This is a genomic window from Amycolatopsis sp. NPDC049688, from assembly GCF_040674975.1.
Taxonomy (GTDB): domain Bacteria; phylum Actinomycetota; class Actinomycetes; order Mycobacteriales; family Pseudonocardiaceae; genus Amycolatopsis.
In genome coordinates this window covers 153056-179642 of the sequence record NZ_JBFANY010000016.1, presented here as the reverse complement: position 1 = coordinate 179642, position 26587 = coordinate 153056, and the positions used below count along the sequence as shown (strand labels likewise).

Sequence of the window (26587 nt, the reverse complement as noted above, 5' to 3'; positions counted from 1 at the left end):
TCGTCGCGACCCTCGAAGGCTAGGTTTTGCCACAACTAAAACTGTGAGTGAAGTTGATTAGTGGGGCCGCGGTTGAAGCACTATCTCCATCCGGGTCTCGGAGTGAGCCGTTTGCCGTAAACGTCCAGCCGGAGATCCGACTCGCGGTGGTGGAACAGGATCATCGGACCCGCGCCGGTGATCCCGAATCTGCACCGCTTCGGGGCCCCCTCGATGGGTGATGCCCTGAAGCAGCTGATACTCACGGCGTGCGGCCCGCTCGACGGATTGCCGCTGCTCGTCGGTCGCCTGCTGAGTCAGGTAGATCCGAACCCTGCTTTCCTCGCGCACGATCCCGGTCCGTTCAGCGAGGCGGTCTTCCCAGGTCGGACCGGCGTCGAGGACATCCTATGCCAGCGCCCAGTCGTCGTCGAACCGCAGGTCGGCCGTGGCCGCCCGGATACCGATCGGCTGCAGGAGCTTGGCCAGGATCTGGTGCGAGAACACGGGAGTGATCCGGCGGTTTTCTGCTGTCGTGGCGTGGCCGGCAGATCGCGCCAATCCCACCGCAAGCCGTCGCAGTCGTCATCACGACCGAAGACGTGGTTCCACTGAGCTTCGTCGAGCGCCGACTGCAGCCCGGGCGCCGACAGGAACCCAGCAGGCTCAACCGAGGAGGCGCGAGGTGCTTGGCCGCCCCCTCGAGCCGGGTTTTCCGTTCCTTGCACGCACTCGTTGATCTTGCTGGACGTCCTGGTGAACGTGAACGTCGCCCACGCGCGGTAGGGCTCAGCCGGCGGCATCAGCCGCTTGATGTGATCGAAGCCGTCCTGCTCCCAGGGGAACGACGACGGCCGTTCCTGGAACCACCGCTGCGCAACCGGTGGCGGGCCCGGCTTGGGCGCCGGTTGTAGACCGCTCGGCAACGGTTACCCCCTCTTCGTCTGATCACCGCCCTCCGAGGAGCGATCGTGCCTGTCACGTTACGTAGTCCCCGGCCATCGCGCTGCGAGACCTTCGTTGGCGACCGTGATCACTTCAGATTCGGCGGGGGCGATCAGATGCCGGCCAAGCCGTCACAGCGCCAATGTGTCGCCGCGGGCTGTGTCGTGGAACCAGTCAAGTACCTCTATCAAGGTCTGCTGCCGACCGCGGTCTGTCAGGAGTTCGAGGGGAAAACCGGGACGTTGGCCGAGCTTCGACTCGGGCAGCTCGACTCCGTCGATCTTGTTGAGCCGCTGGCGCAACTCCTCACGTCGGCTGTACGAGTCGAACGGCGGCCGGATACCGAGGTGCTGGAACACCACCTCGAACTTGCCGCTCGGGTAGAGCGCGGCCGGCCAGATGTTGCCGCGGGGGTCGGACTTTCCCCGCGACATCAAGAAGCAGGATGTTTCCTGCTCGATCCCGTACTCCAGCTGCCCTCCGAAGCTCGTCCACGCGTTGATCACCTCAGCCACCGCCTGGGCGACGTCCGGCCCCTGCCGCTCGATGAGCTGGGTCATGAACCGGTCGGCCAGCTGCCGATCCTGGCCTGGGCCGATCTTCGGCAGCTGATCCGGGATCTCGGCGCCCAGCAGGACGGCCAGCTGCTCCGTTGCGAGCCGTCGTCCCGGTTCGGCGCGTCCGTGTGAATCGAACGGCAGGCCTTCGGCTTCGAGCAGCGCACGCGGGTCGTCGGTCCGGGACGGGTCCACCCACGCGAAATTCGGCGACACCTTGCCGTCCGACTGCAGCACCCGGTGCGCGTTCGGCGTGACGACGGTCGCCAGTCGCTGGCCGACAGCAATGGCCTGGGTGCCGATCAACGCGGCCAGGTCGCCATAGGTGGTCCACGATCCGGCAGGCAGCGCCGCGAGAGCCTGGCCGACGGCGTTCCAATCCGGACCGGAGACCTCGGCGGCACGCTCGGCGGGGGCCGGCCAAACGGCGATCACCCGCTCCGCCATGGCATCCGCACGGGCATGGATCTGCGGGCGGCTCCACCGCTCCTGCTCGGCGATCTCCTGGTTCATGCGCACGCCGCTGGCAGCCAGCTGGGGGCGTTTCACGGCGAAGGGACTATTGCTCAGCTTGGAGTTGTACCCGGTGAGAGTCAGATTGCCCAACGTGTGCACAAGAGCTTCGTGGGCCTGCCCGAAGTCTTCCCCGGCCTCCAGGTCTTCGCCCAGCATCTGCCGCCACTCCTCGGTGGGAGTCTGAGGAAGCACGTGCTCGATGGTGAGCTCGGAGAGGTCGACCGGCTCCTTGCTGGCGTACGTCTCCTCGAGCCAGCGCAGCACCAAAGATCGCTGCTGTGGGCGGCCGTTCAAGTAGTACGGGATCGAGCGGATCGCCGCGCGAAGGTCTTGATCGGTCGCGTAGTACTTCCGGCCCGTCGAGAGGTACTGGTGCAACGCCTGGTCGACCGGCAGGTCACCATCCATTTCGGTGACGATCGACAGCAGCACGCGGTTGATGCTGGCCGTGGCGCGGCCGATGAGGAGGCGGCGCACGAAATAGCTTTCCAGGTACAGCATGGCCCTGGCGATCTGCTCGGAGTCGGCCGAGCCGTGGTCGCGTCGATCGAGCAGGTGGAGCAGGACCGGGTACACCGTGGTCGTGCCCCAGTCGCGGAGCCGGGCGAGTCGGCGCCGCACCGACGGGTCCGCCTCGAGGGACGGATCGTGGATCGTACGCAGAAGCTCGCCGAGACGGCTGAACCGCGCCACCTCTTGCTCGATTTCTTCTTCGGTGCGCATCGATTCGAGACGTCGCTGCTGACGGGCGTAGGTGTCGGTCTGCTTGATGCGCGGATCGCGTTGCACGAGATCGAGCCAGAAGAGCTGTTCCAGCTGGCCGCGTTCGAGGTGTTGCTGCAAGGGCAGCCACAACGATTGGTAAACGGCTTCACCGCGGGTGGGCAGTCGCATGAACAGGTAGTTCCGCAGGAGGTCGGCTTGGCTGAGGCTCAGGCCGGTGTTGTTCAGCGACTCGAAGATCCGGTGGGGGTTGTCGCCGCGCTGGGCGGTGACCGAAACCAGGGCGAGCCCGGAGATGACGGCGTCCTCGATCCGTTCGATGTCTTCCGGGTCATCCGGATCGTCCGCCGCGGTGAGCTTGGCGGAGAAATACCGGTACGCGGCACCGATCGGATCGGTTCCGCCGGCTTGCGGCGCGGCGTCGAGGCAAGCCCGGTAGGCGGGGCGGTCGGCCTGGGTCGGCACCAGCTTGAGGCGCTGCCGCTCGGGCTTCCACCGGTTAACGAGGTATTGCTGGTCGATGCGTTCGCGGTGCTCGGCGCCTTCGTGCTTCGCCCGGTGATCACGGATGGCGCAGAGCAGGATGGACAAGGTGGTCAGCCGTTGCTGGCCATCGATGACCAGGAATTCCTGGACACCAGTGGGCCCGTTGGCCGGGCTGGGCGCGAGCACGACGGACCCGATGAAGTGCGTGAGGCCAGGATCCTCGGAGCGGTCGGCGGCGAGCTGGATGATGTCGTCCCACAACCGATCCAGCTGAGCGTTCTTCCAGGAGTACGTCCGCTGGTACAGCGGAACCTGGTACTGCTTGGAACCCTCCAGGAGTTCCTGCAGCGTCGTCTCGCGAGCCGCGACCACGTTGTCCCCTCTCCGGTCGTTGTAACCCCTTTCATCAGGCGAAGCGGAGCCGGTGTTACTCCACGATCGTGTTCACGGCCGATCCGCCCACCGGGCCCCATAAGCCAGCCCCGGCGTCAGGTGGCGGAACTGCAGGTGTACCTCCCCGGCCACATCGACCGTCTGCGTTCGGCCGCGGTAGCCCGCGTCCGAGACGTCCCTCTCGAACGCTCCGTCCAGCGCGAGCACCTCCGCCGGGCCGACCCCGCCGAAGCGGAGCCGTAGGTCGAACAGCTCGCAGCGGTGTCTCGGGACGTGGACCATGTGGGTCGCCGGCTCCATCTTGGACATCACCGCGAACTCCCACGACTCACCCCGGGACAGCGGGCGCGGCAGCTCCACCGTGCCCTCCGAAAGGGTTCCGCCGTAGAGGACCATTCCGTCGGCGCCGGCGGTGGCCAGGGGGAACGAGCGCAGGCCGTCCTGGTCCGCCACCACTCTGTGCTGCTCGAACACGCACGACTCGCCCACGATCACGGCGAGCGTCACCCATGCCGTGTGCCAGCTTCCCGGTGAAGCACCCGCCGGTGATCCCAGCGCCAGCTCGGCCAGCAGGTCTATCGCCTCGTCCACGCGGCGTCGCACCGTCCTGGGGTCGCGGTCGACGCGGAGGGCTGCCCACTTGACTCTGTCCTGGTACAGGGGCTGGCGGGCCTCCGGGGATATCGCGAAGGCCGCCAGCACCGCCACCCTCAGGTCGTCCGGCAAGTGCGATGACAGCTCCGACAACCTCGCCGTCACCTTCGCCCGGACCGTCACCATCCCGTCCGACTCCGCGACCGCGCAGGCCGTCCGCAACACCGGGCCCACGCGGTCCGGGAGCCTGCTCGCCTGCAGGCCGCGGCCCTTCCGCAGCGATTTCAGCTCGCGGACCAGCTCAGCGCGCTCCACTGTTCTCTCCCTCAGTGCGTTTCCATGGCAACCCCTTTGCGAGCCCCCGTGCCGACAGGGTGCGGTCGGCCGGTGGACGGGAAGTGGACAGAACGTGCATCACCGAGGCGATCAACGCCGTTCCCATGCGGATGCCGTCGCAGGCGAGGTAACTGCGGAACGTGCCGATCCGGGACAGCGCCTCGCGGTCCGCGTCGCCCAAGCCGAACGTCACCACCCGGGGGCAGCAGGGCCACGCCGGGTCCGACAGCGAGGCGAACGCCGCCGGCCACGTCACCGGGTCCGTTGGCTGGCCGTCGGACAGGAAGAACACCAGCGGGCGGTGGACGCGGACGCGATGGCGCCGCAACGCCGAGACCTCGCGGTCGATCTCGGCGCGCAGGAACTTGAACAGGGGGCCGAAGTTCGTTCCCGCCGACGGGCCCGGTTCGGGCAGCTCCGCCAGGTCGTCCATCGGCAGCAGGGACTGCACCACCTGCGGCCGCTCGCCGAAGCCGACCACGCTGCAGAACACGCGGTCGGCGACCGACGCGTCCGCGTGGACCGCGCCGCGGAATTCGCGCAACCCCGTGTTCAGCTCCTCGAGGTGGTCGGCCATCGAGAGCGAAACATCGCACGCCACGTAACACGGCAACACGTCGGACCCCATATCGGTTTCTCCTTCACACCCCTGATGGACCGGCGGAGTTTGCCAACCCCGCGTGCACCGAACGTGGAAGAAATGCGGATTTGCGAAACCCGGACGGCCGATTGCGCGACATCAAAAGAGGACAGCAAGCTGACGCCGGGGAGGCCGCGTGGAGTTTCGGATGCTCGGCCCGCTGGAGGCGTGGCACGACGGCGTGCCGGTGCCGCTGGGTGACCAGCAGCAGCGGTTCGTCCTCGTCGTGCTGCTCCTGCACGCCAACAAGCCCGTGACCCCCGCCCGCCTCGCCGAAATCGTCTGGGCCGACCGCGAGGCCAAGCCCACCCTGGTGCGCAGCTACATCAAGCGGCTGCGGGACGTCGTCGGGGACGCCACCATCGAGACCACCCCGACCGGCTACCTGCTGCGGATCGGCGACGACCAGCTCGACACCGCGCGGTTCGCCCGGCTCCGCGCCGAAGCCGCCGACGTCCGCGCCGAAGACCCGCGCCGGGCGATCGCGCTGCTGCGCGAGGCCGTCGGCCTGTGGCGCGGGAAGTTCCTCGAAGACATCGACATCGACCGCGTCGGCGGGGCCGAGGTGATCTCGCCCGATGAAAGCTACGCCGACGTCGTCGGCGACCTGGCCGAGCTGGAAATCGAGGCCGGCGAACACCGCCCGGCGCGCGACCGGCTGCGGCCGCTCGTCCAGGCCGATCCGGCCAGCCAGCGGCACGCCGAACTGCTCATCCGCGCCCTGCTGGCCGGCGGCGACCGGGTGGCGGCCCTGCGCGTCTTCCACGGCACCCGTGACGCCCTCGCCGCGCTGCGGATGGCGCCCGGGCCGGTGCTGCGCAAGCTCGCCGCGCGGGCCGAGCAGGGCGATCCGCCCAGCTCGCTGCCGTCGCGGCCCGGCGGGTTCACCGGCCGGGCCGGGGAAATCGCCGCCATCGAAGCCGCCGCCGGGGCCGGGCGGCGCGCCATCTGGGTCAGCGGAGCGCCCGGGGCCGGCAAGACCGGGCTGGCGGTCGAGGCCGCGCACCGGCTGCGCGGCCGGTTCCCCGACGGCCAGCTGCTGGTCCGGCTGAACGGCTTCACCCCCGGCGTCGACCCGGCCGAGGTCGGGGACGCCCTCAGCGAGCTGCTGGTCGAGCTCGGCGTGCCCGCCGAACAGATCCCGGCCACCGTGGGCCGGAAGGTCACGCTCTACCAGGCCACGCTGTGGGGCACGCGCACGCTCGTCGTGCTGGACAACGCCGCGTCGCCCGCGCAGATCCGGCCGCTGCTGCCCGAGGCGGACGGCTGCCTGGCCGTCATCACCAGCCGGCGGATGGGTGACGCCGACACCGGCGAGCCCCTCCGGCTCGCGCCGCTGCCGCCGGACGAGGCGGTCGAGCTGTTCCACACGCTCATCGGGCCGGCGCGGGTGCGCGGCCGGACGGCCGAGGTGGCCGCCGTGGTCCGGCGGTGCGGCTACCTGCCGATGCCCATCCGGGTGGCGGCCGCGCTGTTCCGGCGGCACGACCGGTGGCCCCTGGACCACCTGCTCCGGCTGCTCGAGGAAAACGGGCCGTGGGGCGCCGCGGACGACGGCGGCACCGCCGCTGTCCGCGCGTCCGTCCACCAGCTCGGAGAGCCGCAGCGCACCCTGTTCCGGCTGCTGGGGAGCCTGCCCGGGCCGGACGTGGACGTCGTCGGCGGGGCGGCGCTGGCCGGCTGCGACGTCGCCGAGGCGCGGCTGCTGCTCGACGACCTGCACGAAGTCAGCCTGCTGGAGGAGGCCGCGCCCGAGCGGTACCAGATGCTCGACCCGCTCAAGGAGTTCGCCGCCGTCGAGCCGGCGCCGAGGCACGCGCTGGTGCGGCTGCTCGACTACTACCTCGTCACGCTCGCGGGCGCGGTCCGCGCCGCGTACCCCTTCGACCGGGCGCAGCTGCCCTCGACGACCGACCGGTCCTGCCCGGTGACGCCGCGCTTCACCGACGCCGACGCCGGGCTGCGGTGGATCGTCGCCGAGCGCGACAACCTCGTGGCCGCCATCCGCTACGCCGCCGGGCACGGGCTGCCCGAGCACACGTGGCGGCTGGCCGTGCTGCTGTGGCGGTACTTCAACACGACGAACCAGTTCGAGGACTGGATCGGCACGCTGGAGCTCGCCTGGAAGATCGTCGCCGCCGACGAGGGGAACGACTACGGCCAGGCGCACGTCCTGCTGCGGCTGGCCACCGCGCACGACCGGCGCGGGCAGCTGGCCGAGGCGCTGGAACTCGCCGCCCAGGCGCTGCCCAAGTGGCGCCGCCTCGGCGACCCGCGCGGCGAAGCGGCGACGCTCTGCGCGCTCGCCATCCCGACCATGGAACTGGGCCGGCACGACCAGGCGATCGCGCACCTCGAGGCGGCGCTGACCAAGTACGAGCAGACCGAGGACCGGCGGGGCGAGGCCCACGCGCTGAGCATGCTGGGCTACCTCAACGAACAGCACGGCCACCTCGAAGTCGCGTTGCAGCAGCATGAATCCGCCGCGCGGATGCTGCGGGAGATCGGCCACGTCCAGGGTGTGGCGCACACGATGAACAACCTGGGCTCGGTGCAGGAGAAGCTCGGCCTGCTCACCGAAGCGCTGGCCAGTTACACGGACGCGCACGGGCACGCCGCCGAGATCGGCGACCTGTGCGTCGAGGCGTACGCGCTGAACAACATCGCCAACGTGCACCGGCAGCGCGGCCGGTTCGCCGAAGCCGTGCGCTACCACGACAAGGCCCGGGAGGTGGCGGCGAACGTGCCGGACGCCGACCTGCGCACGCAGCTCTACCTCGACCGCGGCGCGACGGCGCTGGCCCGCGGCGCCCGGCATGAGGCCCTCACGGCCTGCAAGTCGGCCCTGGACCTCGCCGACGGCAGCGGGAACCGGGCGTACCGGGCCCGCGCCCACCGCGGGGTGGCGGAGGCGCTGCACGCGATGGGCGACCACGAAGGCGCGGTGACGCACTGGGCCGCGGCCGAGGCCGAGTTCGCCGCGCTCGACCTGCCGGAGGCCGGTGAGGTGCGCGAGGAACGGTCGGCGCTCGGCTGCGCCTGTGGCCCGCAGTAAGCCGCGGATAGTGCTGAGGAACGCTCGGGCGCTTGCGGCCCGCGGTGAACCGTGGATGGTGCCGAGGAACGCGCGCGTGCCTGCGCCCACGGTGAACAGCGGAAACGCTCGGCTGCCGTGAGCCGTGAGCGGCGACTGCGGTGCCGCCGCTCACGGCCGGCGCGTCAGCCGTGCCAGGGGTTGCCGTCGGTGGTGTCCGTCGGGGTCGGCGTGACGACCGCGGCGGCCGGGGCGCTGCCGTGGTCGTCCGCGGACGACGCCGTGGAACCGAGCAGCGGCAGGGCCGCGAGCGCGCAGATCGCGAGCGCCGGGCCACCGATTTTGAGCAGCTTCTTGGACATGACGAATCCTCCTCGGAAACGGTGATTTCTGAGCGCTTCGGAGAATTTCCGCGCCCACCAATGAGGATTCGCTCCACCGCCACCGGCAACAAGGGGTTTCCTGTTTCATAAACGAACAGGAAACAGTTTCCGCCGTCGCATCCACGCGCTGTCCACTTCTTGTCCACACCCGGCGCGGATGCTGTGAGCACACGGAGGCCGCGTTCTCGAGGGGGGAACGCGGCCTCCGGCTCAGCCCACCGGCTGCGTCTCCGCCGCCGGGATCGCCGCGACGAGCAGCGCACCGGCCAGGAGCAGCCCCGACGCCGTGACCAGCGCGATCGACGTCGTCGTGCCGGCCAGCACGGCCCCCAGGACCGCCACCCCCAGAGCCGCCCCCGCCTGGCGAGCCGCGTTCAGCGCCCCGCCGGCGACGCCGGTGAGGCCGGGCGGAGCCGCGGCGACCACCGCCGTCAGCAGCGAGGGGATCGCCAGCGACACCCCGAAGCCCAGCAGCGCCAGCGCGACCACCGACAGGGCCGCCGACGTCGAACACGCCTGGACCAGGGTGCCGCCGGACATCAGCACAAAGCCGGAAACGGCCGGAATCCGCGGCCCGATCCGCGCGACCAACCGGCCGGTGAGAATCGGGTTGAACGCCGTCGGGATCGTCAGCGGAAGAAAGGCCAACCCGGCCGCCGACGGCGGATAACCGCGATTCTCCTGGAAATACAGCGACAGCACGAACAGCACCCCGGACAAGCCGAAGTTGACGATCGCGCCCGCCGCGAGCCCCAGGGGGAACGCCCGCACCCGGAACAGGCGCCCGGGGAGCATCCGGCCCGCCCTCGCCGGGATCGGCGGCGCCGAACGGGACAGCGTCAGGGCGACCAGCGCGACCGGGACGTTGACCACGAAGATCGCCCGCCAGCCGAACGCCTCCGTCAGGAGACCGCCGAGCGGCGGCCCGGCCACCAGGCCCGTCCCGCTCACCGCCGCCCAGACGCCCATCGCCTTCGCCCGCGTGGCCGGAGTCGGCCAGGCTGCGGCGATCAGCGACAGCGACGAAGGCACCAGCAACGCGCCCGCGACGCCGAGCAGGGCCCGGAGCGCGATCAGCAAGGCCGTCGAAAAGGAGAGCGCCGACAGACCGGACAGAGCCCCGAACGAGATCAGGCCGGTGAAGAACACGCGGTGGGCGCCGAACCGGTCCGACCACGCCCCCGCGGGCAGGAGGAACGCCGCGAACGTCAGCGTGTAGCCGTTGGAAATCCATTGCTGCGCCGCCAAAGACGGCGAAAGGGCCGGAAGGGCGACCGTCACGATCGTCGTGTCCAGCATGACCAGGAAGTAGCCCAGCGAAAGGCCGGTGAGGAGTCTTGCCACGGGGAAAGCCTGAACGCTCGGTGACACCGGCGGAAGCAGGCAGTTACGATGGCCGGGATCGGGAACACCGATGGGGGATGCCATGGAACTGCGCCACCTGCGCACCTTCCGCGTCGTCGCGCGGACGCTCAACTTCACCCGCGCCGCCGCCGAGCTGCACTACGCGCAGTCCAGCGTCACCGAGCAGATCCAGGCCCTCGAAGCCGGACTCGGCGCGAAGCTGTTCGAACGCGGGCGGCGGCTGCGGCTCACCGCTGCCGGCGAACGGCTCGTCGGGTACGCCGACCAGGTGCTCGAACTCGTCGAAGAAGCCAAGGCCGCGGTCGACGGGGAACGCGGCGAACCCGAAGGCGCATTGACCATCGGCGCCCTCGAAACCCTGTGCGCCCAGCGGATTCCGGCGCTCTTCGGCGAGTACCGGACGCGGTGGCCGCGCGTGCGCGTCACGCTCCGGGAGGGCGGCCGCGGGGAGCTCTACCAGGCCGTGCGGCAGTCCGAAGTGGACGTTTGCTTCACCTTCGGCGACGCCCCCGCCGACCCGGCTCTCGCCAGCGCGTCACTGGGCACCGAGCCCCTCGTCGTCATCGTCCCGCCGGGGCATCCGCTGGCAGGCAAGGACGAAATCCGGCCCGGCGATCTCGACGGCGCCGGATTCCTGGCGACGCCGGAAGGCTGCGGCTTCCGGGAGATGCTGGACCGGATCGACGGGCCGGTCGTCGAGGCCGAAGTCGGCAGCCTCGCCGCCCTCGCGCGGTGCGTGGCCGCCGGCCTGGGGTGCGGGATCGTGCCCGCCCTCGTCGAGCACCCGGGCGCGGTCGCCGTCCCGCTGGCCGGGGCGGCCACCGGCGTCACCATGACCTGGCGGCGGCGCGACGAGCACAAGCCGAGTGTCGCCGCGCTGCTCGCCACCGCCTACGCGTTGTCCAGCAAGGACATCGACTCCTCCGGGAGGTCCAAAGTGAACGCCGGCGCGATCGACTCGTAGTGCGCCCACGTCCGCGGGCCGATCAGCGGGATGACTCCCTTGTGCAGCAGCCACGCCAGTGCGACCTGGTTGCCCGTGACGCCCAGCGAGGAGGCCACTTCGGACACCGCGGCCAGGCGCGCCTCGCTGTCCGGGCCGGCGTACGACCGCCAGATCTGCGTGGACTCCCGGTACGCGGCGTCGTCGTAGATTCCCCGCAGCAGCGAGGAATACGCCGTCAGTGAGACGTCCGGGTGCAGCGCCAGCCAGTCCAGCAGCTCGCCGCCCGCGATCGAGGGGACGTCGGCGCCGGTCGGGCGCAGGTACGAGTGCTGCACCTGGACCGCCACCGGGGACGCCCAGCCGTTGGCCGGCGCCAGCGCGCGGATGCGCTCCAGGCGCCACGTGCGGACGTTGCTCCAGCCGATGTACCGCACCTTGCCGGACCGCACCAATGCGTCCAAAGCGGACAGTGTCTCTTCGAGCGGGGTGCGCCGATCGTCGACGTGGACGTAGTAGAGGTCGATGTGGTCGGTGCCCAGGCGGCGCAGGCTGGCCTCCGCCTCGCGCTCGATCACCGCGGCACTCGCCCCTTCGTACGTGCGCTCCCGCGCTTCCCAATCCGTCGAACCGTCCGGGCGGGACGCCGCGCGGGCGGCCGGGAGGTCCGTGATGCCCGCCGCCACCTTCGTGGCCAGGAAGACCCGGTCGCGGCGGCCGCGCAGCAGCTTGCCGAGCAGGGATTCGCTCTCGCCGCCGGCAAACGACGAGCCCGCCCACCAGGCGTAGCAGTTCGCCGTGTCGAGGAAGTCGCCGCCGGCCTCGAGGTACGCGTCCAGGATGCGGGCCGACACCGGCTCGCCGGTCGAGGTGCCCATGGTCATGCAGCCCAGCGACACCTGGCTCACGTACTGGCCGGTCCGGCCCAGTTCCACCTTCTTCATGCCGATCACGCTAGGCGCGGATCGGTCCGGTACTACAGTCCAATTCCGTGGCAGGATCACAGACCGATTGGGGCGGGCTGCCGGAGCTCACCGGACCGGGGCCCAAGCACGAACAGCTGGCCAGGGCGCTGCGCCGGGCGATCCGGGACGGCGTCCTGACCGGCGCGGTCCCGCCGAGCCGCCGGCTCGCGGCCGACCTCGGGTGCTCGCGGTGGGTCGTCACGCAGGCCTACGCCCAGCTCGTCGCCGAGGGGTACCTGGCCGGGCGCACCGGGTCGGCCACCCGGGTCCGGCCGGTGGGTGGCGCGGTGGCGGCGAAGGAACCGCCGCGGGCGGCGCCGCCGCGGTACGACCTCGCGCCGGGCCTGCCCGACCTGCGGAACTTCCCCCGCCGGCCGTGGGCGGACGCGGTGCGCGAGGTCCTCGCGAACACACCGCACCCGGATTTCGGGCTGCCCGAGCCGGGCGGCCACCCCCGGCTACGCCGGGTGCTCGCCGGCTACCTCCGGCGCGTCCGCGGCGCCGCGGACGGCACCGTGCTGGTCTGCGGCGGCGTCACCGACGGCGTGACCAGCGTTTGCCGGGCTCTGGTCGAGCGCGGCAGCACGCGGCTGGCCGTCGAAGATCCCGGGTGGACGCGGTTGCGGCGGGCGGCCGAAGGCGCCGGGATGACCGTCGATCCGGTGCCGGTCGACGACGAGGGCATCGACGTCGGGCGGATCCCGGCGGGCGTGCGCGCGGTGCTCGTCACGCCCGCGCACCAGTTCCCCACCGGCTCCGTCCTTTCGCCGCGGCGGCGGGCCGAGCTCCTCGGCTGGGCACGGGACGTCGACGGGCTGATCCTCGAAGACGACTACGACGCCGAGTTCCGGTACGACCGGCGGCCCGTCGGCACCGTCCAGGGCACCGACCCGGGACGGGTCGCGCTCTTCGGGTCGGTCAGCAAGACGCTCAGCCCCGCGCTCGGGCTCGGCTGGGCACTGCTTCCTCCACAGTGGACAGTACGGGCGCACCCGCCGCCCGTGGTCGACCAGCTGGCCCTCGCCGGTTTCGTCGAAGGCGGCGGCTACGACCGGCACCTGCGGGCCGCGCGGCTGCGCTACCGGGCGCGGCGCGACAAGCTCGTCGGCGCGCTCGGGCCGGCGCGGCTCTCCGGGGTCGCGGCCGGCCTGCACCTGGTCCTCCACCTCGACCGGGACGCCGCGGCCGTCGTCGGTAAGGCACGGGCGGACGGCGTCAAGGTGGCCGACCTCGACAGCTACCGGACCGCGCCCGGCGAGCCCGCCCTCGTCCTCGGCTACGGCAACCTCGCCGACACCGGCGTCGAAGCCGCCGCGCGGCTGCTTCGGCGCGCTATGACAACGGCTTGACCTGGTTGCCGCCTTCCCAACGGGGCCGCCGATGTGAAAGGCTGCTGGACAGTCCGCTTCTGACAACGTTGTCACCACTGGGAGGTGCGCCCCATGGGGTCGCAGCACAGCAGACGGCTGGTCGCCGCCGCGGCCGTCGGGCTCGTGGTCGCCGCCACGAGCCAGGCCACCGCGGCCACGGCAGCCCCGGCACCGGTCGATCCGGTGAGCCTGGTCAACCCGTTCGTCGGCACGCAGAACTTCGGCAACACCTTCCCCGGCGCCAGTGCGCCGTTCGGGATGGTGCAGGTCAGCCCGGACACCGGCGGTCAGGGCGGCTACGACTACCTGCAGAACGCGATCTACGGCTTCAGCCAGACGCACCTGTCCGGCGTCGGCTGCGGCGTGATGGGCGAACTGCCGATCATGCCGACCACCGGGGCCGTGGACAACGTTGACAAGAACGCGTACCGGTCCGAGTACACCCACGACGACGAGCACGCCGAGCCCGGCTACTACCGCGTCGGCCTCAAGAAGTACGGCATCAACGCCGAGCTGACCGCGACCGCGCGCACCGGCTGGCAGCGCTACACGTTCCCCACGACCGGCGCGGCGAACGTCCTGTTCAACACCGGCCAGGCCAACCAGTCCGTCAAGGACTCCGAGATCCACGTCGTCGGCGACCGCACCCTCGAGGGGCGGGTCAAGGCCGGCGGGTTCTGCGCCGGTCACGACGAACACACCGTCTACTTCACCGCGACCTTCGACCGGCCGTTCAGCTCGTTCGGCACCTGGCGCGGCTCGACGCGCACGCCCGGCAACCGCGACGCGGCGGGCACCGGGAACAACGGCGCCTGGGCGAGCTTCGACGCGACCACCGACCACGACGTCGTCCTCAAGGTCGGCCTGTCCTACACCGGTCTGGACGGCGCCCGGAAGAACCTCGCCGCGGAGACGTCGAACTACGACTTCGACACCACTCGCACGGCGCTGCACCAGCAGTGGGTGGACCGGCTCGGCGCGATCAAGATCGCCGGCGGCACGACCGAGCGGCAGACGGCGTTCTACACCGCGCTCTACCACGCGCAGCTGCACCCGAACCTGGCCGGCGACACCGACGGCGCGTACACCGGCTTCGACGGCAAGGTGCACACCGCGAGCGGTTACACGCCGTACCAGAACTTCTCGCTCTGGGACACCTATCGGCCGCAGAACCAGCTCCTCGAAATGCTGGAACCGCAGGTCGCGCGGGACGTCGCGCTGTCGGTCGTCGCCATCGGCCGTGACGGCGGGTGGCTGCCGCGCTGGGCGCTGGCCGAGAGCGAAACGAACATCATGACCGGCGACCCGGTGACGCCGTTCCTCGTCGAGGCGTGGTCGAAGGGCCTGCTCGCCGGGCACGAAGAAGAGGCGTACGCGCTGCTCAAGAAGAACGCGACGAGCACCCCGCCCGCCGACTCGCCGTACAACGGCCGCTCCGGCGTCAACTACTACAACGACCGCGGGTACATCCCGAGCGGCCTCGAACTGGGCAAGGACTGCGCGGCCAAGGGCGGCGACAACGACTGCGAGCACCCGGCGTCGGCGACCATGGAGTACGCCGCCGCGGATGCCTCCCTCGCGCTGATGGCCCGTGGTCTGGGCCACCAGGCCGACGCGCGGATGTTCGCCGGCCGCGGCCAGTGGTACCGCAACCTGTGGGACTCCTCGACCCAGCAGTTCCGCCCGCGCACCACCGAAGGCACCTTCCTCACGCCGTACAACCCGGTCGACGCCGACCACCAGTTCCACGAAGGCGGCGCCTACCAGTACCAGTGGCTCGTGCCGCAGGACCCGGCCGGGCTCGTCTCCCTGATGGGCGGCCGGACGGCGACCGAGAAGCGCCTCGACTCCTTCTTCGCCTACAGCAACCTCCTGAAGGACCCGGCGGGCACCGCGCGGAAGGACTGGATCGCCAGCCCGTACGACTACTACGGCAAGGCGACGTACAACCCGAACAACGAGCCGGACCTGCTGGCGCCCTACATGTACAACTGGGTCGGTGCCCCGGCGAAGACGGCGACCGTCGTCCGCGCGGCGATGACGCTGTTCACCACCGGACCCGACGGCATGACCGGCAACGACGACCTCGGCACGATGTCGGCCTGGTACGTCTTCTCGTCGCTGGGGCTGTACCCGACGATGAGCGGCGCGAACTTCCTGGCGCTGTCGAGCCCGCAGTTCGAGTCGGCGACCGTCCGGATCGGACAGTACGGGTCTTCGCAGGGCGGGACGCTGACGGTGTCGGCGCCGGGCGCGAGCGACACGAACCGGTACATCCAGAGCGTGTCGCTCAACGGCCGCGACGTCCGGCAGACGTCCCTGGACTGGCCGGCGCTGGCGCACGGCGGGACGCTGGCGCACAAGCTCGGCTCGCGGCCGTCGTCGTGGGGCACCTCCCCGGCCGCGACGCCGCCTTCGGTGAACAACGCGCCGGGCGACTCGCGGCGGCACGTCGACGCTTCGCTGCGGCAGACGTCGGTGGTCATCCCGGCCGGCACGGCGCAGCAGGTGCACCTCGACCTGGACGTGGTGGCGCAGAACCCGGCGTTGCAGCCGGTGACGGTTTCGGTCACCGCCGGGTCGTGGCCGGCCCGCGTCCAGCCGCTCGAGCTGATCTGGTCCGGACGGCTGCCGGTGCAGCGGACGGTGCCGATCACGGTGAACGTGCCGGCGAACGCGGCCCTCGGGACGTACCCGGTGCAGGTCGCGGTGTCGGGCCTGGGCGCGAACAAGGTGACGCGCTCGGCGACGATCGAGGTCCGGACGCCGTCGACGTGCGTTTCGCCCGGCCCCCAGTGTGCGGTCGATCTGAGCCGTGACCGCAACCACGACGGCACGGCCACCGTGGCCGCGTCCACGGAAGGCGACTTCGACGGCGGCGGCTGGAGCTACGACGCTTCGCTGCTCCCGGCGGCCGGCCCGGTGGTGTGGGACGGCGTGACGTACGCGGCCCCGGACGCCTCGGGCACTTCGCCCAACTTCGTGGAGGCCCGCGGGCAGTCGCTGCTGCTCCCGGCGGGTCAGCACACGGCGCTTCGCATCGTGGGCGCCTCGCACAACGGCCCGGTGTCGACGACGGTGACCGCGCACTACACCGACGGCACGAGCGCCGACCTGGCGTTGACCTTCGGTGACTGGGCGGGATCGGGGAGCCCGGTGCTGCTGGAGATGCCGCACCGGATCAAGGCCGGCAGCGGGGTCGACGGACCGCCGGTGCGGTTGTTCGGGATCTCGGCCGGGCTGGACGGTGGGAAGACCGTGCAGTCGGTGAGCCTGCCGAACGACCCGCGGGTGGAGATCTACGCGCTCACCCTGGCCTGACGGTCGGGTTCGCCGGGCAACCGGCGAACCCTTCCGCCGGATCAGGGCGAGGGCCGCACCCCCGGCTGCGGCGGGCGGTCGTGCTTGCGGAACTCCACCCAGCGACGGCTCACGTCGGCCCAGAGATCCTGCTGCTCGGCGTAGAACCGGTCGAGGCGGCTCCGTTCGAGGTCGGCCGCCGACGTGGTGACCAGGTAGTAGTCCATCTCGTCGCGCAGCCGGTTCATCCGGTACTGCGTTTCCTCCATGAGCAGCCACCGCGAGCGCCAGGTGAAGAAGGTTTCGAGGCCGGTCAGCAGCGTGACCGCCGCGACCAGCGGCAAGGCGATCGAGGCCCGCAGCGGTATCTCCGGGATGCCGAGCACGACCGTCGACAACGCGGTGAGCACCAGCGCGGCGATCCGCACCCGCGAAGCCGGCCGCTTGAACCGCTTCTTCCGCGAATCGATCCACTCGATGTCGGCGGACACGAGATCACGGAACCCGAGGAACACCTCGCGCAGCGGGAGGTCGGGCTGCCGCCCGACCAGTTCCAGGAAGCCTCGTTCGGAGGCGAGTTCGGTCGGCGACGAGGTCCGGTGTCTGGGCCACATCGGGCCAGGTTCTCGGACCCGCCGTCCGCGCGGCAAGCGTCAGGCGACGATCCGCGGTTCCGACGCCAGCCGCGAGAGGACGTGGGTGAGCCGCCGGGCCGCCACGTCCCACTCCTCCAGCGCGCTGCCGCGGCCGAGGGCCGCCGTGCGCAACGAGCGGCGTAGCTCCGGGTCCGCGTACCAGCGGTGCAGGGCGTCCGCCAGTGCGTACGGGTCGTCCGGCTCGACCAGCAGGCCCGGCATCTCGCCGTCCGCGTCGACGCCGAGGGCGTCGTACACCCCGCCGACCTCGGAGGCCAGGACCGGGATGCCCCGGGCCAGTGCCTGGGCCACGAACATGCCGGACGTCGCCGCGCGGGCCGGGATCACCAGGAGGTCCGCCGCGTTGTAGGCCGCGCCGAGGTCGACCGCGTCGCCGGCCAGGGTGATGCGGTTGCCCAGGCCGAGGCGCTCGATCGACCAGCCGAGCTCGTCGACGTACGCCGGGTCCACCTGCAGGGAGCCGACGAAGACGCACGACAGGGCCAGGTGGTCGACCTCGCCGAGGGCCTGGACCAGCAGGTCGTGGCCGTTGCGGCGGGTGACGTCGCCGACGCACAGCAGCCGGGACACGCCGTCCGCGCCCGCGGCGAGCGGGGCCGCGTCGGTGCCCGGCTTGGCCACGTAGACGCGGCTCGGGTCCAGGTCGTGGCGGTCGATCAGCAGCCGGGCGAGCCAGGGGCTGGTCGCGACGACCATCCCGGCCATCCGCAGCGTCTCGCGTTCGCACGCATCCAGCTCCGCCGCGTGCGCCGGGTCGAGGCCGGGCTCGTCGGCGAGGGCCTGGTGGACCAGCACGGCCAGGCGCAGGCGCCGCGCGTGCGGGACGACGATTTCGGGCACGCCGGAGGCGATCATGCCGTCGAGCAGCACGACCGTCCGGTCCGGCAGCGCGGCGAGGGACCGCGCCAGTCTGCGTCTCGACGTCGCGTCCGGCTCCGGCCAGTCGCCGGCGATCGGCAGCTCCAGCACCGGCTGGCCGACCGCGGGCAGGTTCTGGCACATCCGCTTGTCGTAGGTGTCGCTGCCCGGCGGCGCGGCCGGGAGGATGAACACCATCGGGTCGGCGGGCCTCATCGCGCGCGCCGGAGCAGGTCGGGTTCGGAAACAGACACGGCTACCTCCAGCGTGGGTCGACGGCGGTGACGGCTCATACGTCACACGCACCCCGGCGCGAAGAGGTTCAGGGGCTCTGCAAGTCGATCTTCCAGACGCCACCCTCTTGGACGAGTGTGAAGGTGTCGTTCTCGCCCTTCCCGCCGTCGTAGGTGACGGTCGCGCTGACCCGGTTGGGGCCGACCTCCCTGACGTTGGTCGCGTCCACCTTCCGGTATTGACTCCAGAAGCCCTTGTACGTTTCGTACGTCTGGTGACGTGACGCCTTGAACTTGTCCGTGAGCAGGTTCCACGCCGCCTGCGGGTTGCCCGGGAGCAGCGAGTAGTAGTCGCTGAGCGCCTGAGCCGCCGTCTTCGACGAGGCCACCGTCGAGACCGTCGGCGAGCTCGGCGCGGTCGAGGGCGGCGGCGTCGGCGAAGGAGAAGACGACGGCGCCGGCGATGGCGATGACGTCGAGGGGGTCGCGGACGCCGAGGTGGCCGGGGTCTGCGACGGCGGCGGGGCGGCCGTGTCCTGCGGCGGCTTCTGCCGCACGACCAGCAGGATCGCCACGACGACCGCGACGCACAGCAGCGCCGCGCCCGCCCCGACGGCGATCAGGCCCTTGCGCGCGCCCGGCGACACGGCGGTGACCTCGCCCGCGGGCACGGGGGCCGCGGCCGGTACGGCAGGCGGCTCGGTCTCGGGGACGGTCGCCGCGAGCACCGACTCGCCGGGCTCGGCGTCCGGCAGCAGCGCCCGCAGCTCCTGCTCGACCTCGTCCATCGACGGCCGCTCGGCCGGCTCCATGGCGAGCATCCGCAGCAGCAGCGGCGTCAGCCGGCCCGCCTTCTCCGGCGGCACGATCTCGCCGCTGGACGCCTTGTAGAGCAACGCGATCGGGTTGTCGGCGGTGCCGTACGGCGACTGCCCCTCGACGGCGGCGTACAGCGTGGCGCCGAGCGAGAAGACGTCCGCGGCGAAGTCCGCCTCCTCACCGCGGGCCACCTCGGGCGCGAGGTACGCGGGCGTGCCGGCGATCTCGCCGGTGGCCGTCAGCTTGACGTCACCGATCGCGCGGGAGATGCCGAAGTCGGTGATCTTCGCCGTGCCGTCCTCGGCGACCAGGATGTTGGCCGGCTTCACGTCGCGGTGCACGACCCCCGCGCGGTGCGCGCCGGCCAGCGCCGAGCTGATCTGCGCGCCGACGCGGATGGCGTCGTCCACCGTGGCCGGCTCCTCGCCGAGCACGAGCGCCAGGCTCTTCGACGGCAGGTACTCCATCACCAGCCACGGCCGGTCCTCCTCCTCGAGGACGGCGAACACGGTGATCGCGTGGGAATGCTGCAGCCGCGCGGCGATCCGCGCCTCGCGCATCGCGCGGTTCTTCGCTTCCTGGGTGCGTTGCTCGTCGTGGTCGTGCGGCAGCAGGAGTTCCTTGATCGCCACCGTGCGGTCGAGCTTTTCGTCCTGCGCCCGCCACACCGTGCCCATCGCGCCGCCGCCGATCGGCTCGACCAGCCGGTACCGATCGCGGATCCGGCGACTTTCCACGAGCATCCACCATTCTCCGAAGTGGCCGACGAGATCCGGTCAGCATGCCAGGCCGGGGGGCCGACCGGTACCAACGTAGCCGAAAACCTTGCGCGGACAGCGCAAACGAGCGCTGTGGCGCCGCTTACGTGTACCCCGGAATCCTAACGAACAACCCCGTACGCGCGATCAAGTGCGTCCACGATCTCCTTGCGCAGCCCCGCGCCGACGGCGATCGTGGCCGCGGAACCGACCGTGTGCTCGCTGCCGTCGCGGTCCACGACGACGCCGCCGGCCTCGCGCACGAGCAGCACGCCGGCCATGGTGTCCCAGGGGTTGTTGGAAAGGATCAGTGCGGCGTCGAGCTTTCCGTCCGCGACCCAGGCGAGGTCGATCGCGGCGGTGCCGAGCATCCTGATCTTCTGCGCCCGCGCACCGAGCTCCGACAGCAGCGTCAGGCGGGCGCGGTTCTTCTCCTCGGCGAGTTCACCGATCGCGAAGTCGCCGACGGCGATCATCGCGTCGCGAAGTTCCGTCGCGGCCGACGCGCCAACGCGCTCTCCGTTCGCGAAAGCACCTTCGCCGCGCGCGGCGGTGTACGTGACGCCGAGGTACGGCAGCGCGATCGCGGCGACCGTGCTGTGCTCGCCGTCCACCAGGGCCAGGGAAATCCCGCAGAGCGGAATTCCGCGGGCGAAGTTGGCGGTCCCGTCGATCGGGTCGAGCGCCCACCAGCGGCCGCCGCGCTCCCCGCTGCGGCCGCGCTCCTCGCCGAGGATGCCGATCTCCGGCGTCTCGGCGGCGAGGAACGCCCGCAGCGCGTCCTCCACCGCGGTGTCGACGTCGGTCACCAGGTCGCGATCGCCTTTCGCGGAAACGGAAAAACTCGGGCGCGACCGGACGATCTCCGTCGCCTTCGCCACGGCCTCGCGCGCGACGTCCAGTAGTGCGGCATGCTCGGTCATGCCACCAACCCTAGAGAAGGGGCGCGACCATGACCGATCTGTTCCCGCTCGCCACGACCGCCGACGAGCAGGAGCGGCGGGCGCCGGTCGCGGTGCTGCCGGTCGGCAGCTTCGAGCAGCACGGCGCGCACCTCCCGCTGGCCACCGACACGATCATCGCGGCGACGCTGGCGAAGGCCGTCGCCGAGGCCTACCCGGTGCTCCACCTGCCGCCGATCCCGATCTCGTGCTCGCACGAGCACGCCGGGTGGGCGGGCACGGTGAGCCTCTCGGCGCGCACGCTGCACGCCGTGGTCACCGACGTCGCGGCGTCGCTGCGGGCCTCGGGCGTGGAGCGGCTCGTGCTGGTCAACGGGCACGGCGGCAACTACGTACTGTCCAATGTGGTCCAGGAGGCGGCGGGCGCGATGGCGCTGTTCCCCGGGGTCGCGGACTGGCAGGCCGCGCACACGGCGGCGGGCCTGCGGACGTCGCTGGACGACGACATGCACGCGGGCGAGCTGGAGACGTCGATCCTGCTGCACGCCCACCCGCACCTGGTGCGTCCCGGGCACGAAACGGCCGACCACGTCACCGACCGGGAGCACCTGCTGACGCTGGGCCTGCGGGCGTACACGGAGTCGGGGGTGGTCGGCCGTCCTTCGCTGGCGAGCGCGGCGAAGGGGCACGTCGTGCTGGACACGCTGGTCCAGCGCTTCGCCGCGGTCCTCGACGTGCTCACGTCCTCGTGAGTGAGAAACAGTGTTAGAACACTGTTTCTCACTCACGAGCCGGTGAACGCCTGGTTCAGGTGCGGGAGCAGGTGGGCCATCCGCTCGGCCTTCGTCCGCAGGTAGCGCAGGTTCTCCGGGTTCGGCGGAACCAGCAGGGGCACCTGCTCGCTGATGCGGATTCCGTAGCGGGTGAGCTGTTCGACCTTCTTCGGGTTGTTGGACAGCAGCCGCACCGAGCGGATGCCGAGGTCGGTCAGGATGCCCGCCGCCGCGTGGTAGTCGCGGGCGTCGACCGGGAGGCCCTGCACGACGTTCGCGTCGACCGTGTCGAGGCCCTCGTCCTGCTGCAGCCGCATCGCCTCGAGCTTCGCGAGCAGGCCGATCCCGCGGCCCTCGTGGCCCTGGACGTACACCAGCACGCCCGAGCCCTCCTCGACGATCCGGTCCAGCGCCACCGCCAGCTGGTCGCCGCATTCGCAGTGCGTCGAGCCGAAGACGTCGCCGGTCAGGCACTCGCTGTGCACCCGGGTGAGGGTGCCGAGCGGGGAGATCTCGCCGTACACCAGCGCGACCTGCTCGGTGCCGGTGCGGTCGAGGTACCCGACCGCGCGGAACGTCCCGTGCCGGGTCGGCAGCCGGGTTTCGACCACTCGCTCGACCACGGCCCGGCGCGGCAGATCCCCGACGACCTCACTTACGGTCATGACTGTAACCCCACTTCCGTTTCGATCCCGGTGCCGGCCGCGACGCGCGGAGCGGGCACGGCACCGGTGTGCGGAGCGCGGGTCACGCGGAACCCGGCGACGCTCCGGACGAGCAGGACACCGGCGCCCGGCAGGCTCGCGACCAGCGTGAGCACGCCGTAGACGACGGCGACGGTGACACCTTGGGCGGCCCCCAGTCCGGCCGCGCCGAAGAGCAGGGCGCAGACGCCCTCGCGCGGGCCGAAGCCGCCGACGTTGAGCGGGAGGCCCATCGCGAGCAGCGCGAGGACCATCAGCGGCACGAGCTGCCACACCGGCGCGGCCACCCCGGCGACGCGGGCGGCGGCGACGAACAGCGCCAGGTGCCCGGCCAGGGTCGCGACGGACAGGAAGCCCACGCTGGGCCAGGTCTCGCGGGTCAGCAGGCCGAGCCGGACGTCGGCGAGGGTGACGGCGAAGCCGCGGCGGAACTTCGACGGGCTGTGGATCCAGCGCCCGCCCAGCAGCCGGCCGACGACCAGCCCGGCGACGGCGGCCAGCACGACGACCACGCCGGCCCCCACGACGATCTCGCGGAACGCCCCGGGCACGACCGACGGCACCGCCAGCACCACGGTGACCGCGGACGCGATCAGCACCACCTGGCCCGCGGTGCGTTCCAGGACGACGGCCCGCACGCCACGCGGCACGTCACCGCTGTCGCGGCCGTGCTGGACCGCGCGGTGGACGTCGCCGAGGACGCCCGCGGGCAGCACGCCGTTGAGGAACAGCGCGCGGTAGTAGTCGCCGACCGCGGTGCGCAGCGAAAGCCGCAGGCCGAGCCGGGTGGCGACGATCTGCCAGCGGCCTGCACTGAACAGCGTCGTCGCGAAGCCGATGACCAGGGCGGCGGACACGCCGGGCACGCTGATCCGGCCGAGGCCGTCGAGGAAGGCGGCGCTGCCGAGCTGCCAGACGAGGACGGCGAGGATGCCGACGGCGCCGAGGATGCGCAGCCAGGCCAGTGCGCGCTTCACGCCGCCGCCTCCAGGCTCGGCGGCAGGACCAGCAGGTCGCCGTGGTGGATGACCGCGTGCAGCTCGCCGGCCGCCGCCATCTCGAGCCGCCGCTGCAGGTAGACGTCGGCGACCGGGCGCAGCTGCGGCAGCTGCTCGACGGCGGCGCCGACCCAGCCTTCGAGCCACTGCCGCTGCAGTTCGGCCTGATCCGGGCCGAGCCGCCACGCGCTGTCCGCCCGGACGACCCGGGCGCCGAGCCTGGCGAACGCGGTCGCGGCGACGTCGGCCGCGTTCGGGCCGAGCAGCCGGCGGCCGTCTTCGGCGACGCGGCGCTGGTGGGCGTTGAACGCGGCCGCGATGGCCGGGTCGAGCGGGTCGGCGGGCGAGAGCTCCACCTTGCCGGTGACCGACAGCATGAACAGCGCCGCGCAGCCGGCTTCGACGACCGCCGTGGCCAGTGCGGTGATCTCGTCCCGGGTCAGCAGGTCGAGCAGCGCGGACGCGGTGACCAGCGACGTCCCGGCGAGGTCGGCGGCCCGCAGCGCGGTGATGTCGCGCTGCTCGGCGACGACGTCGACCGGGCTGCCGTCGAGCGCGGTGTCCGGGAGGCTCGCCTGGGCGTGGGCGAGCAGCTCGGTGTCGTGGTCGTGCAGGATCCAGTGCTGGGTGCCCGGCAGGCGCGCGGCCAGCCAGCGGCCCAGCGAGCCCGTGCCGCAGCCCAGGTCGCGGACGACGAAGCCATCGCGGGGGGTCCGGGGGGCGGAGCCCTCCCGGGCGGGGTGCGGGGGTTGCACCCCCGCAGTCGCAGCCAGAAAGTCGCGGAGCGGGTCGACGAGCTCGGTGGCGCGGGCCGCGGCGTCCGCGGGTTCGCGCAGGTAGAGCCAGTCCGGGGCGAACGCGGTCATGCCGCCGCCTCCTGCCGCAGGAGGATGTCGGCGATCCGGCGGGCGGTGTCGTCCCAGCCGGTCAGGGTCTCGCGGCGGAGCCTCGCCGAAGCGCGCAGCCGCGTCCGCAGGGCCGGCTCGGTGAGCCACCGGCGCAGCGCGGCGCCGAGCGCTTCGACGTCGTCGCCGGGGACGAGCATCCCGGGCACCGTGCCGTCCGGCGCGACGCCGACCGTGTCGGGCAGCGCGTCGACGTCGGTGGTCAGCACGGGCACGCCGCGGGCCAGTGCCTCGGTGACGACCATTCCGAAGGTCTCGGCGCGCGAAGGCAGTACGAGCAGGTCGGCGGTGTGGTAGGTCGCTTCGAGCGCCCGGCCGGTGCGCGGGCCGGTCAGCTTGAAGCGGTCGCCGAGCCGGTGCTCGCGCAGCCGCTCGACGTACTTCGTCTCGCGGCGGATCCCGCCGACGCATTCGCAGGTCCAGCGCAGGTCGGCGACGGTTTCGAGGGCCTGGGCGAGCACGCCCTGGCCCTTGCGCGGGGTCACGTTGGCCACGCAGACCAGGCGGGACACGCCGTCGGTGCCGATGGCCAGCGGTGAGGGGTCCACGCCCGGTGTCACCGCGTGGACTCGGTGCGGGGCCAGCCCGTGGTGGGCGATCAGCCGGCGCGCGGCCCACTCGCTGGTCGCGACGACCGAGCCGGCCGCCTGCAGCGTCTCGCGCTCCAGCGCGTCGAGCTCGGCGGCGAGCGCGGGCGGCAGGCCGGTCTCGTCGGCCAGCGGCAGGTGCACCAGCACTGACACCGACAGCCGGCGCGCCTGCGGGACGACGACCTCGGGCACCCCGCAGGCGACCAGGCCGTCGAGCAGCACGGCCGAGCCGGTCGGCAGGGCCGAGAGGAGGTGGCCGAGCACCGCGCGGGCCTCGGTGTCCGGCCGCGGCCAGCTGCCGGCGACGGCGATCTCGTGCACGTCGAGGCCGGCCGCGGCGAGCCGGTCGCACATCCGGCGGTCGTAGGTGTTGCCGCCACTGGGGACGGACGAGTCGTCGACGTCCCCGGGGAGGATCACGTAAAGACTGTTCACAGGGCACGCTCGTAACTCGCCCAGGCGACGTGCGATTCCTTCAGCGAGACAGCGATCCCCTCGAGGCCGCGGGCGCCTTCGCCGAGGCGTCCGGCGTGGACGGCGTCGGCGAGGCGGTCGGCGACGACCTTCGCGAGGAACTCGGTCGAGGTGTTGACGCCCTTGAACTCCGGCTCGTCGTCGAGGTTGCGGTAGTTCAGGTCGCTCAGCACCGCCTTGAGCTCTTCCGTGGCCTTGCCGATGTCGACGACGATGTTGTCCTCGTCGAGCTCGGCCCGGCGGAAGGTCGCGTCCACCACGAAGGTCGCGCCGTGCAGGCGTTGCGCGGGTCCGAAGACCTCTCCGCGGAAGCTGTGGGCGACCATCACGTGGTCACGGACGGTGATGCTGAACACCAAGACCTCCGATGTGTTCGGGTGGACGTGGTCACTGCGGCTGATACATGACACGGAGGCACAGGGCGGAAAGTTCATCCGCGGCCAGCCGGGGTAACACGGACGGAAGATCTTTAAACGTGCACTCGCCGCTGACCAGCGCTTCGAACGCCGGATCGGCCAGCAGATCCAGGGCGACGGCGAGGCGCTGGGCGTAGCTGCGGTCCGGCCGCGCGACCGTGCCGACCTGGCTGCTGCGGATCACCAGCCGCCGCGAATGGAAGTTCTCGCCGAGCGGGACGCTGATCCGGCGGTCGCCGTACCAGGACATCTCGACGACCTCGCCTTCCGGCGCGAGCAGCTCCAGGGCCCGGGCGAGGCCTGCTTCGGACGCGCTGGCGTGCACGACGAGGTCGCAGTCGCCCAGCGCCTGCTCCGGCGTCGAAAAATCGACGCCGAGCGCGGCGGCGATCCCGGCCCGGGCCGGATCGACGTCGACCAGCTGCACCCGCGTCGCCGGGAAGCCGCTGAGGAGCTTGGCGACGCTCGCGCCGACCATCCCGGCGCCGATGACGGCGATCCGGTCGCCGAGCCGCGGCCGCGCGTCCCACACGGCGTTCACCGCGGTCTCCACCGTGCCGGCGAGGATCGCGCGCCCGGGCGGGACGGCGTCCGGCACCGGCGTCACCGCGCTCGCCGGGACGACGTACGCGGTCTGGTGCGGGTAGAGGCAGAAGACCGTCTTGCCGCGCAGGTGCGCCGGGCCGTGTTCGACGACGCCGACGTTGAGGTAGCCGTACTTCACCGGGCCGGGGAACTCGCCCTCCTGGAAGGGCGCGCGCATGACGTCGTGCTGGCTCGCCGGGACGCCGCCGCGGAAGACGAGCGTTTCGGTGCCCCGGCTGACGCCGGAGTACAGCGTGCGGACGAGGACGTCGTCCGGCCCGGGGTCGGGCAGCACCTCGTCCCGCAGCTGTCCCGTGCCGGGACGTTGAACCCAGAAAGCCTGTTCCACGTGTTTCTCCTCAGCGGGCGACCGGAGGCTGTGTCGCC

General features: G+C 71.8%; 21 protein-coding genes. 5 read left to right on the top strand and 16 right to left on the bottom strand.

Annotated elements, in window-relative coordinates; all coding sequences use genetic code 11:
- Positions 1-1055: 1055 nt before the first annotated feature.
- From AB0J55_RS36650 to AB0J55_RS36640, 3 genes are all read right to left on the bottom strand, one after another.
- On the bottom strand, positions 1056-3578 hold the full coding sequence (locus AB0J55_RS36650) for a DUF262 domain-containing protein (protein WP_364259440.1): 2523 nt from the start codon (positions 3576-3578) through the stop codon (positions 1056-1058).
- Positions 3579-3650: 72 nt separating this feature from the next.
- A complete protein-coding gene (locus tag AB0J55_RS36645; protein WP_364259437.1) occupies positions 3651-4508 on the bottom strand; it encodes a hypothetical protein in 858 nt (285 codons plus the stop codon).
- On the bottom strand, positions 4495-5157 hold the full coding sequence (locus AB0J55_RS36640) for a hypothetical protein (protein WP_364259434.1): 663 nt from the start codon (positions 5155-5157) through the stop codon (positions 4495-4497). Before AB0J55_RS36640 ends, AB0J55_RS36645 begins: the two co-directional genes overlap by 14 nt.
- A gap of 148 nt (positions 5158-5305) precedes the next feature.
- Here AB0J55_RS36640 and AB0J55_RS36635 point away from each other — a divergent pair, with 148 nt between their 5' ends.
- Positions 5306-8224 (top strand): tetratricopeptide repeat protein, encoded by a 2919-nt coding sequence (locus AB0J55_RS36635; protein WP_364259431.1) that lies wholly within the window; start codon positions 5306-5308, stop codon positions 8222-8224.
- Positions 8225-8388: 164 nt separating this feature from the next.
- Here AB0J55_RS36635 and AB0J55_RS36630 read toward each other — a convergent pair whose 3' ends face one another.
- Both AB0J55_RS36630 and AB0J55_RS36625 read right to left on the bottom strand, forming a co-directional pair.
- The gene (locus AB0J55_RS36630) at positions 8389-8565 is read right to left on the bottom strand and encodes a hypothetical protein (RefSeq protein WP_364259428.1); all 177 of its coding nucleotides are present in this window, start codon (positions 8563-8565) and stop codon (positions 8389-8391) included.
- A gap of 231 nt (positions 8566-8796) precedes the next feature.
- Positions 8797-9930 (bottom strand): MFS transporter, encoded by a 1134-nt coding sequence (locus tag AB0J55_RS36625; RefSeq protein WP_364259425.1) that lies wholly within the window; start codon positions 9928-9930, stop codon positions 8797-8799.
- An 82-nt stretch (positions 9931-10012) separates the two neighbouring features.
- Here AB0J55_RS36625 and AB0J55_RS36620 point away from each other — a divergent pair, with 82 nt between their 5' ends.
- On the top strand, positions 10013-10915 hold the full coding sequence (locus tag AB0J55_RS36620) for a LysR family transcriptional regulator (protein WP_364259421.1): 903 nt from the start codon (positions 10013-10015) through the stop codon (positions 10913-10915).
- Here the strand turns inward: AB0J55_RS36620 and AB0J55_RS36615 are convergent.
- The gene (locus AB0J55_RS36615; protein ID WP_364259418.1) at positions 10843-11838 is read right to left on the bottom strand and encodes an aldo/keto reductase; all 996 of its coding nucleotides are present in this window, start codon (positions 11836-11838) and stop codon (positions 10843-10845) included. The two genes, AB0J55_RS36620 and AB0J55_RS36615, sit on opposite strands and share 73 nt — an antisense overlap.
- Before the next feature lie 47 nt (positions 11839-11885).
- Here AB0J55_RS36615 and AB0J55_RS36610 point away from each other — a divergent pair, with 47 nt between their 5' ends.
- Together AB0J55_RS36610 and AB0J55_RS36605 are read left to right on the top strand one after the other, a co-directional pair.
- Positions 11886-13208 (top strand): PLP-dependent aminotransferase family protein, encoded by a 1323-nt coding sequence (locus tag AB0J55_RS36610; RefSeq protein WP_364259415.1) that lies wholly within the window; start codon positions 11886-11888, stop codon positions 13206-13208.
- A gap of 93 nt (positions 13209-13301) precedes the next feature.
- Complete coding sequence (locus AB0J55_RS36605) at positions 13302-16550, top strand: GH92 family glycosyl hydrolase (RefSeq protein ID WP_364259412.1); 3249 nt, start codon at positions 13302-13304, stop codon at positions 16548-16550.
- A 41-nt stretch (positions 16551-16591) separates the two neighbouring features.
- Here AB0J55_RS36605 and AB0J55_RS36600 read toward each other — a convergent pair whose 3' ends face one another.
- From AB0J55_RS36600 to AB0J55_RS36585, 4 genes are all read right to left on the bottom strand, one after another.
- Entirely contained in the window at positions 16592-17143 is a 552-nt protein-coding gene (locus AB0J55_RS36600; RefSeq protein ID WP_364259409.1) for a DUF4231 domain-containing protein, read from the bottom strand.
- A 39-nt stretch (positions 17144-17182) separates the two neighbouring features.
- Positions 17183-18241, bottom strand: coding sequence for a glycosyltransferase family 4 protein (locus AB0J55_RS36595; RefSeq protein ID WP_364259572.1), 1059 nt, complete (start codon positions 18239-18241; stop codon positions 17183-17185).
- Between the two features lie 124 nt (positions 18242-18365).
- Positions 18366-19838 carry a serine/threonine-protein kinase gene (locus AB0J55_RS36590; protein WP_364259406.1) on the bottom strand — a complete coding sequence of 491 codons (1473 nt, stop codon included), beginning with the start codon at positions 19836-19838 and terminating at the stop codon, positions 18366-18368.
- A gap of 137 nt (positions 19839-19975) precedes the next feature.
- Positions 19976-20776, bottom strand: a complete 801-nt coding sequence (locus AB0J55_RS36585) for an inositol monophosphatase family protein (protein ID WP_364259403.1) — start codon at positions 20774-20776, stop codon at positions 19976-19978.
- 29 nt (positions 20777-20805) lie between these two features.
- On the opposite strand from AB0J55_RS36585, the gene AB0J55_RS36580 reads away from it, so the two are divergent.
- Entirely contained in the window at positions 20806-21507 is a 702-nt protein-coding gene (locus tag AB0J55_RS36580) for a creatininase family protein (RefSeq protein ID WP_364259400.1), read from the top strand.
- Between the two features lie 32 nt (positions 21508-21539).
- Here the strand turns inward: AB0J55_RS36580 and ribA are convergent, their stop codons facing one another.
- Genes ribA through AB0J55_RS36550 form a run of 6 tightly spaced genes read right to left on the bottom strand, consistent with a single transcriptional unit; the run spans position 21540 to position 26549 of the window.
- Positions 21540-22193, bottom strand: coding sequence for a GTP cyclohydrolase II (gene ribA / locus AB0J55_RS36575; RefSeq protein WP_364259397.1), 654 nt, complete (start codon positions 22191-22193; stop codon positions 21540-21542).
- Complete coding sequence (locus tag AB0J55_RS36570) at positions 22190-23209, bottom strand: lysylphosphatidylglycerol synthase transmembrane domain-containing protein (RefSeq protein WP_364259394.1); 1020 nt, start codon at positions 23207-23209, stop codon at positions 22190-22192. Before AB0J55_RS36570 ends, ribA begins: the two co-directional genes overlap by 4 nt.
- Positions 23206-24096 (bottom strand): class I SAM-dependent methyltransferase, encoded by an 891-nt coding sequence (locus AB0J55_RS36565; RefSeq protein ID WP_364259391.1) that lies wholly within the window; start codon positions 24094-24096, stop codon positions 23206-23208. The genes AB0J55_RS36570 and AB0J55_RS36565 overlap by 4 nt, the downstream gene beginning before the upstream one ends.
- The gene (locus AB0J55_RS36560; RefSeq protein ID WP_364259388.1) at positions 24093-25160 is read right to left on the bottom strand and encodes a glycosyltransferase family 4 protein; all 1068 of its coding nucleotides are present in this window, start codon (positions 25158-25160) and stop codon (positions 24093-24095) included. The genes AB0J55_RS36565 and AB0J55_RS36560 overlap by 4 nt, the downstream gene beginning before the upstream one ends.
- A complete protein-coding gene (locus AB0J55_RS36555; protein ID WP_003105095.1) occupies positions 25157-25555 on the bottom strand; it encodes a 6-carboxytetrahydropterin synthase in 399 nt (132 codons plus the stop codon). Before AB0J55_RS36555 ends, AB0J55_RS36560 begins: the two co-directional genes overlap by 4 nt.
- Before the next feature lie 31 nt (positions 25556-25586).
- Positions 25587-26549 carry a zinc-binding alcohol dehydrogenase gene (locus AB0J55_RS36550; protein WP_364259385.1) on the bottom strand — a complete coding sequence of 321 codons (963 nt, stop codon included), beginning with the start codon at positions 26547-26549 and terminating at the stop codon, positions 25587-25589.
- Positions 26550-26587: the final 38 nt, after the last annotated feature.

Excerpts from the sequence above, each read along its gene's own strand:
- AB0J55_RS36620 (WP_364259421.1), top strand. The coding sequence starts at position 10,013 with ATGGAACTGCGCCACCTGCGCACCTTCCGCGTCGTCGCGCGGACGCTC.
- AB0J55_RS36565 (WP_364259391.1), bottom strand. The coding sequence starts at position 24,096 with ATGACCGCGTTCGCCCCGGACTGGCTCTACCTGCGCGAACCCGCGGAC.
- AB0J55_RS36585 (WP_364259403.1), bottom strand. The coding sequence starts at position 20,776 with ATGACCGAGCATGCCGCACTACTGGACGTCGCGCGCGAGGCCGTGGCG.
- AB0J55_RS36590 (WP_364259406.1), bottom strand. The coding sequence starts at position 19,838 with ATGCTCGTGGAAAGTCGCCGGATCCGCGATCGGTACCGGCTGGTCGAG.
- AB0J55_RS36640 (WP_364259434.1), bottom strand. The coding sequence starts at position 5,157 with ATGGGGTCCGACGTGTTGCCGTGTTACGTGGCGTGCGATGTTTCGCTC.
- AB0J55_RS36600 (WP_364259409.1), bottom strand. The coding sequence starts at position 17,143 with ATGTGGCCCAGACACCGGACCTCGTCGCCGACCGAACTCGCCTCCGAA.
- ribA (WP_364259397.1), bottom strand. The coding sequence starts at position 22,193 with ATGACCGTAAGTGAGGTCGTCGGGGATCTGCCGCGCCGGGCCGTGGTC.
- AB0J55_RS36630 (WP_364259428.1), bottom strand. The coding sequence starts at position 8,565 with ATGTCCAAGAAGCTGCTCAAAATCGGTGGCCCGGCGCTCGCGATCTGC.
- AB0J55_RS36595 (WP_364259572.1), bottom strand. The coding sequence starts at position 18,241 with ATGGTGTTCATCCTCCCGGCCGCGCCGCCGGGCAGCGACACCTACGAC.
- AB0J55_RS36615 (WP_364259418.1), bottom strand. The coding sequence starts at position 11,838 with ATGAAGAAGGTGGAACTGGGCCGGACCGGCCAGTACGTGAGCCAGGTG.
- AB0J55_RS36580 (WP_364259400.1), top strand. The coding sequence starts at position 20,806 with ATGACCGATCTGTTCCCGCTCGCCACGACCGCCGACGAGCAGGAGCGG.
- AB0J55_RS36605 (WP_364259412.1), top strand. The coding sequence starts at position 13,302 with ATGGGGTCGCAGCACAGCAGACGGCTGGTCGCCGCCGCGGCCGTCGGG.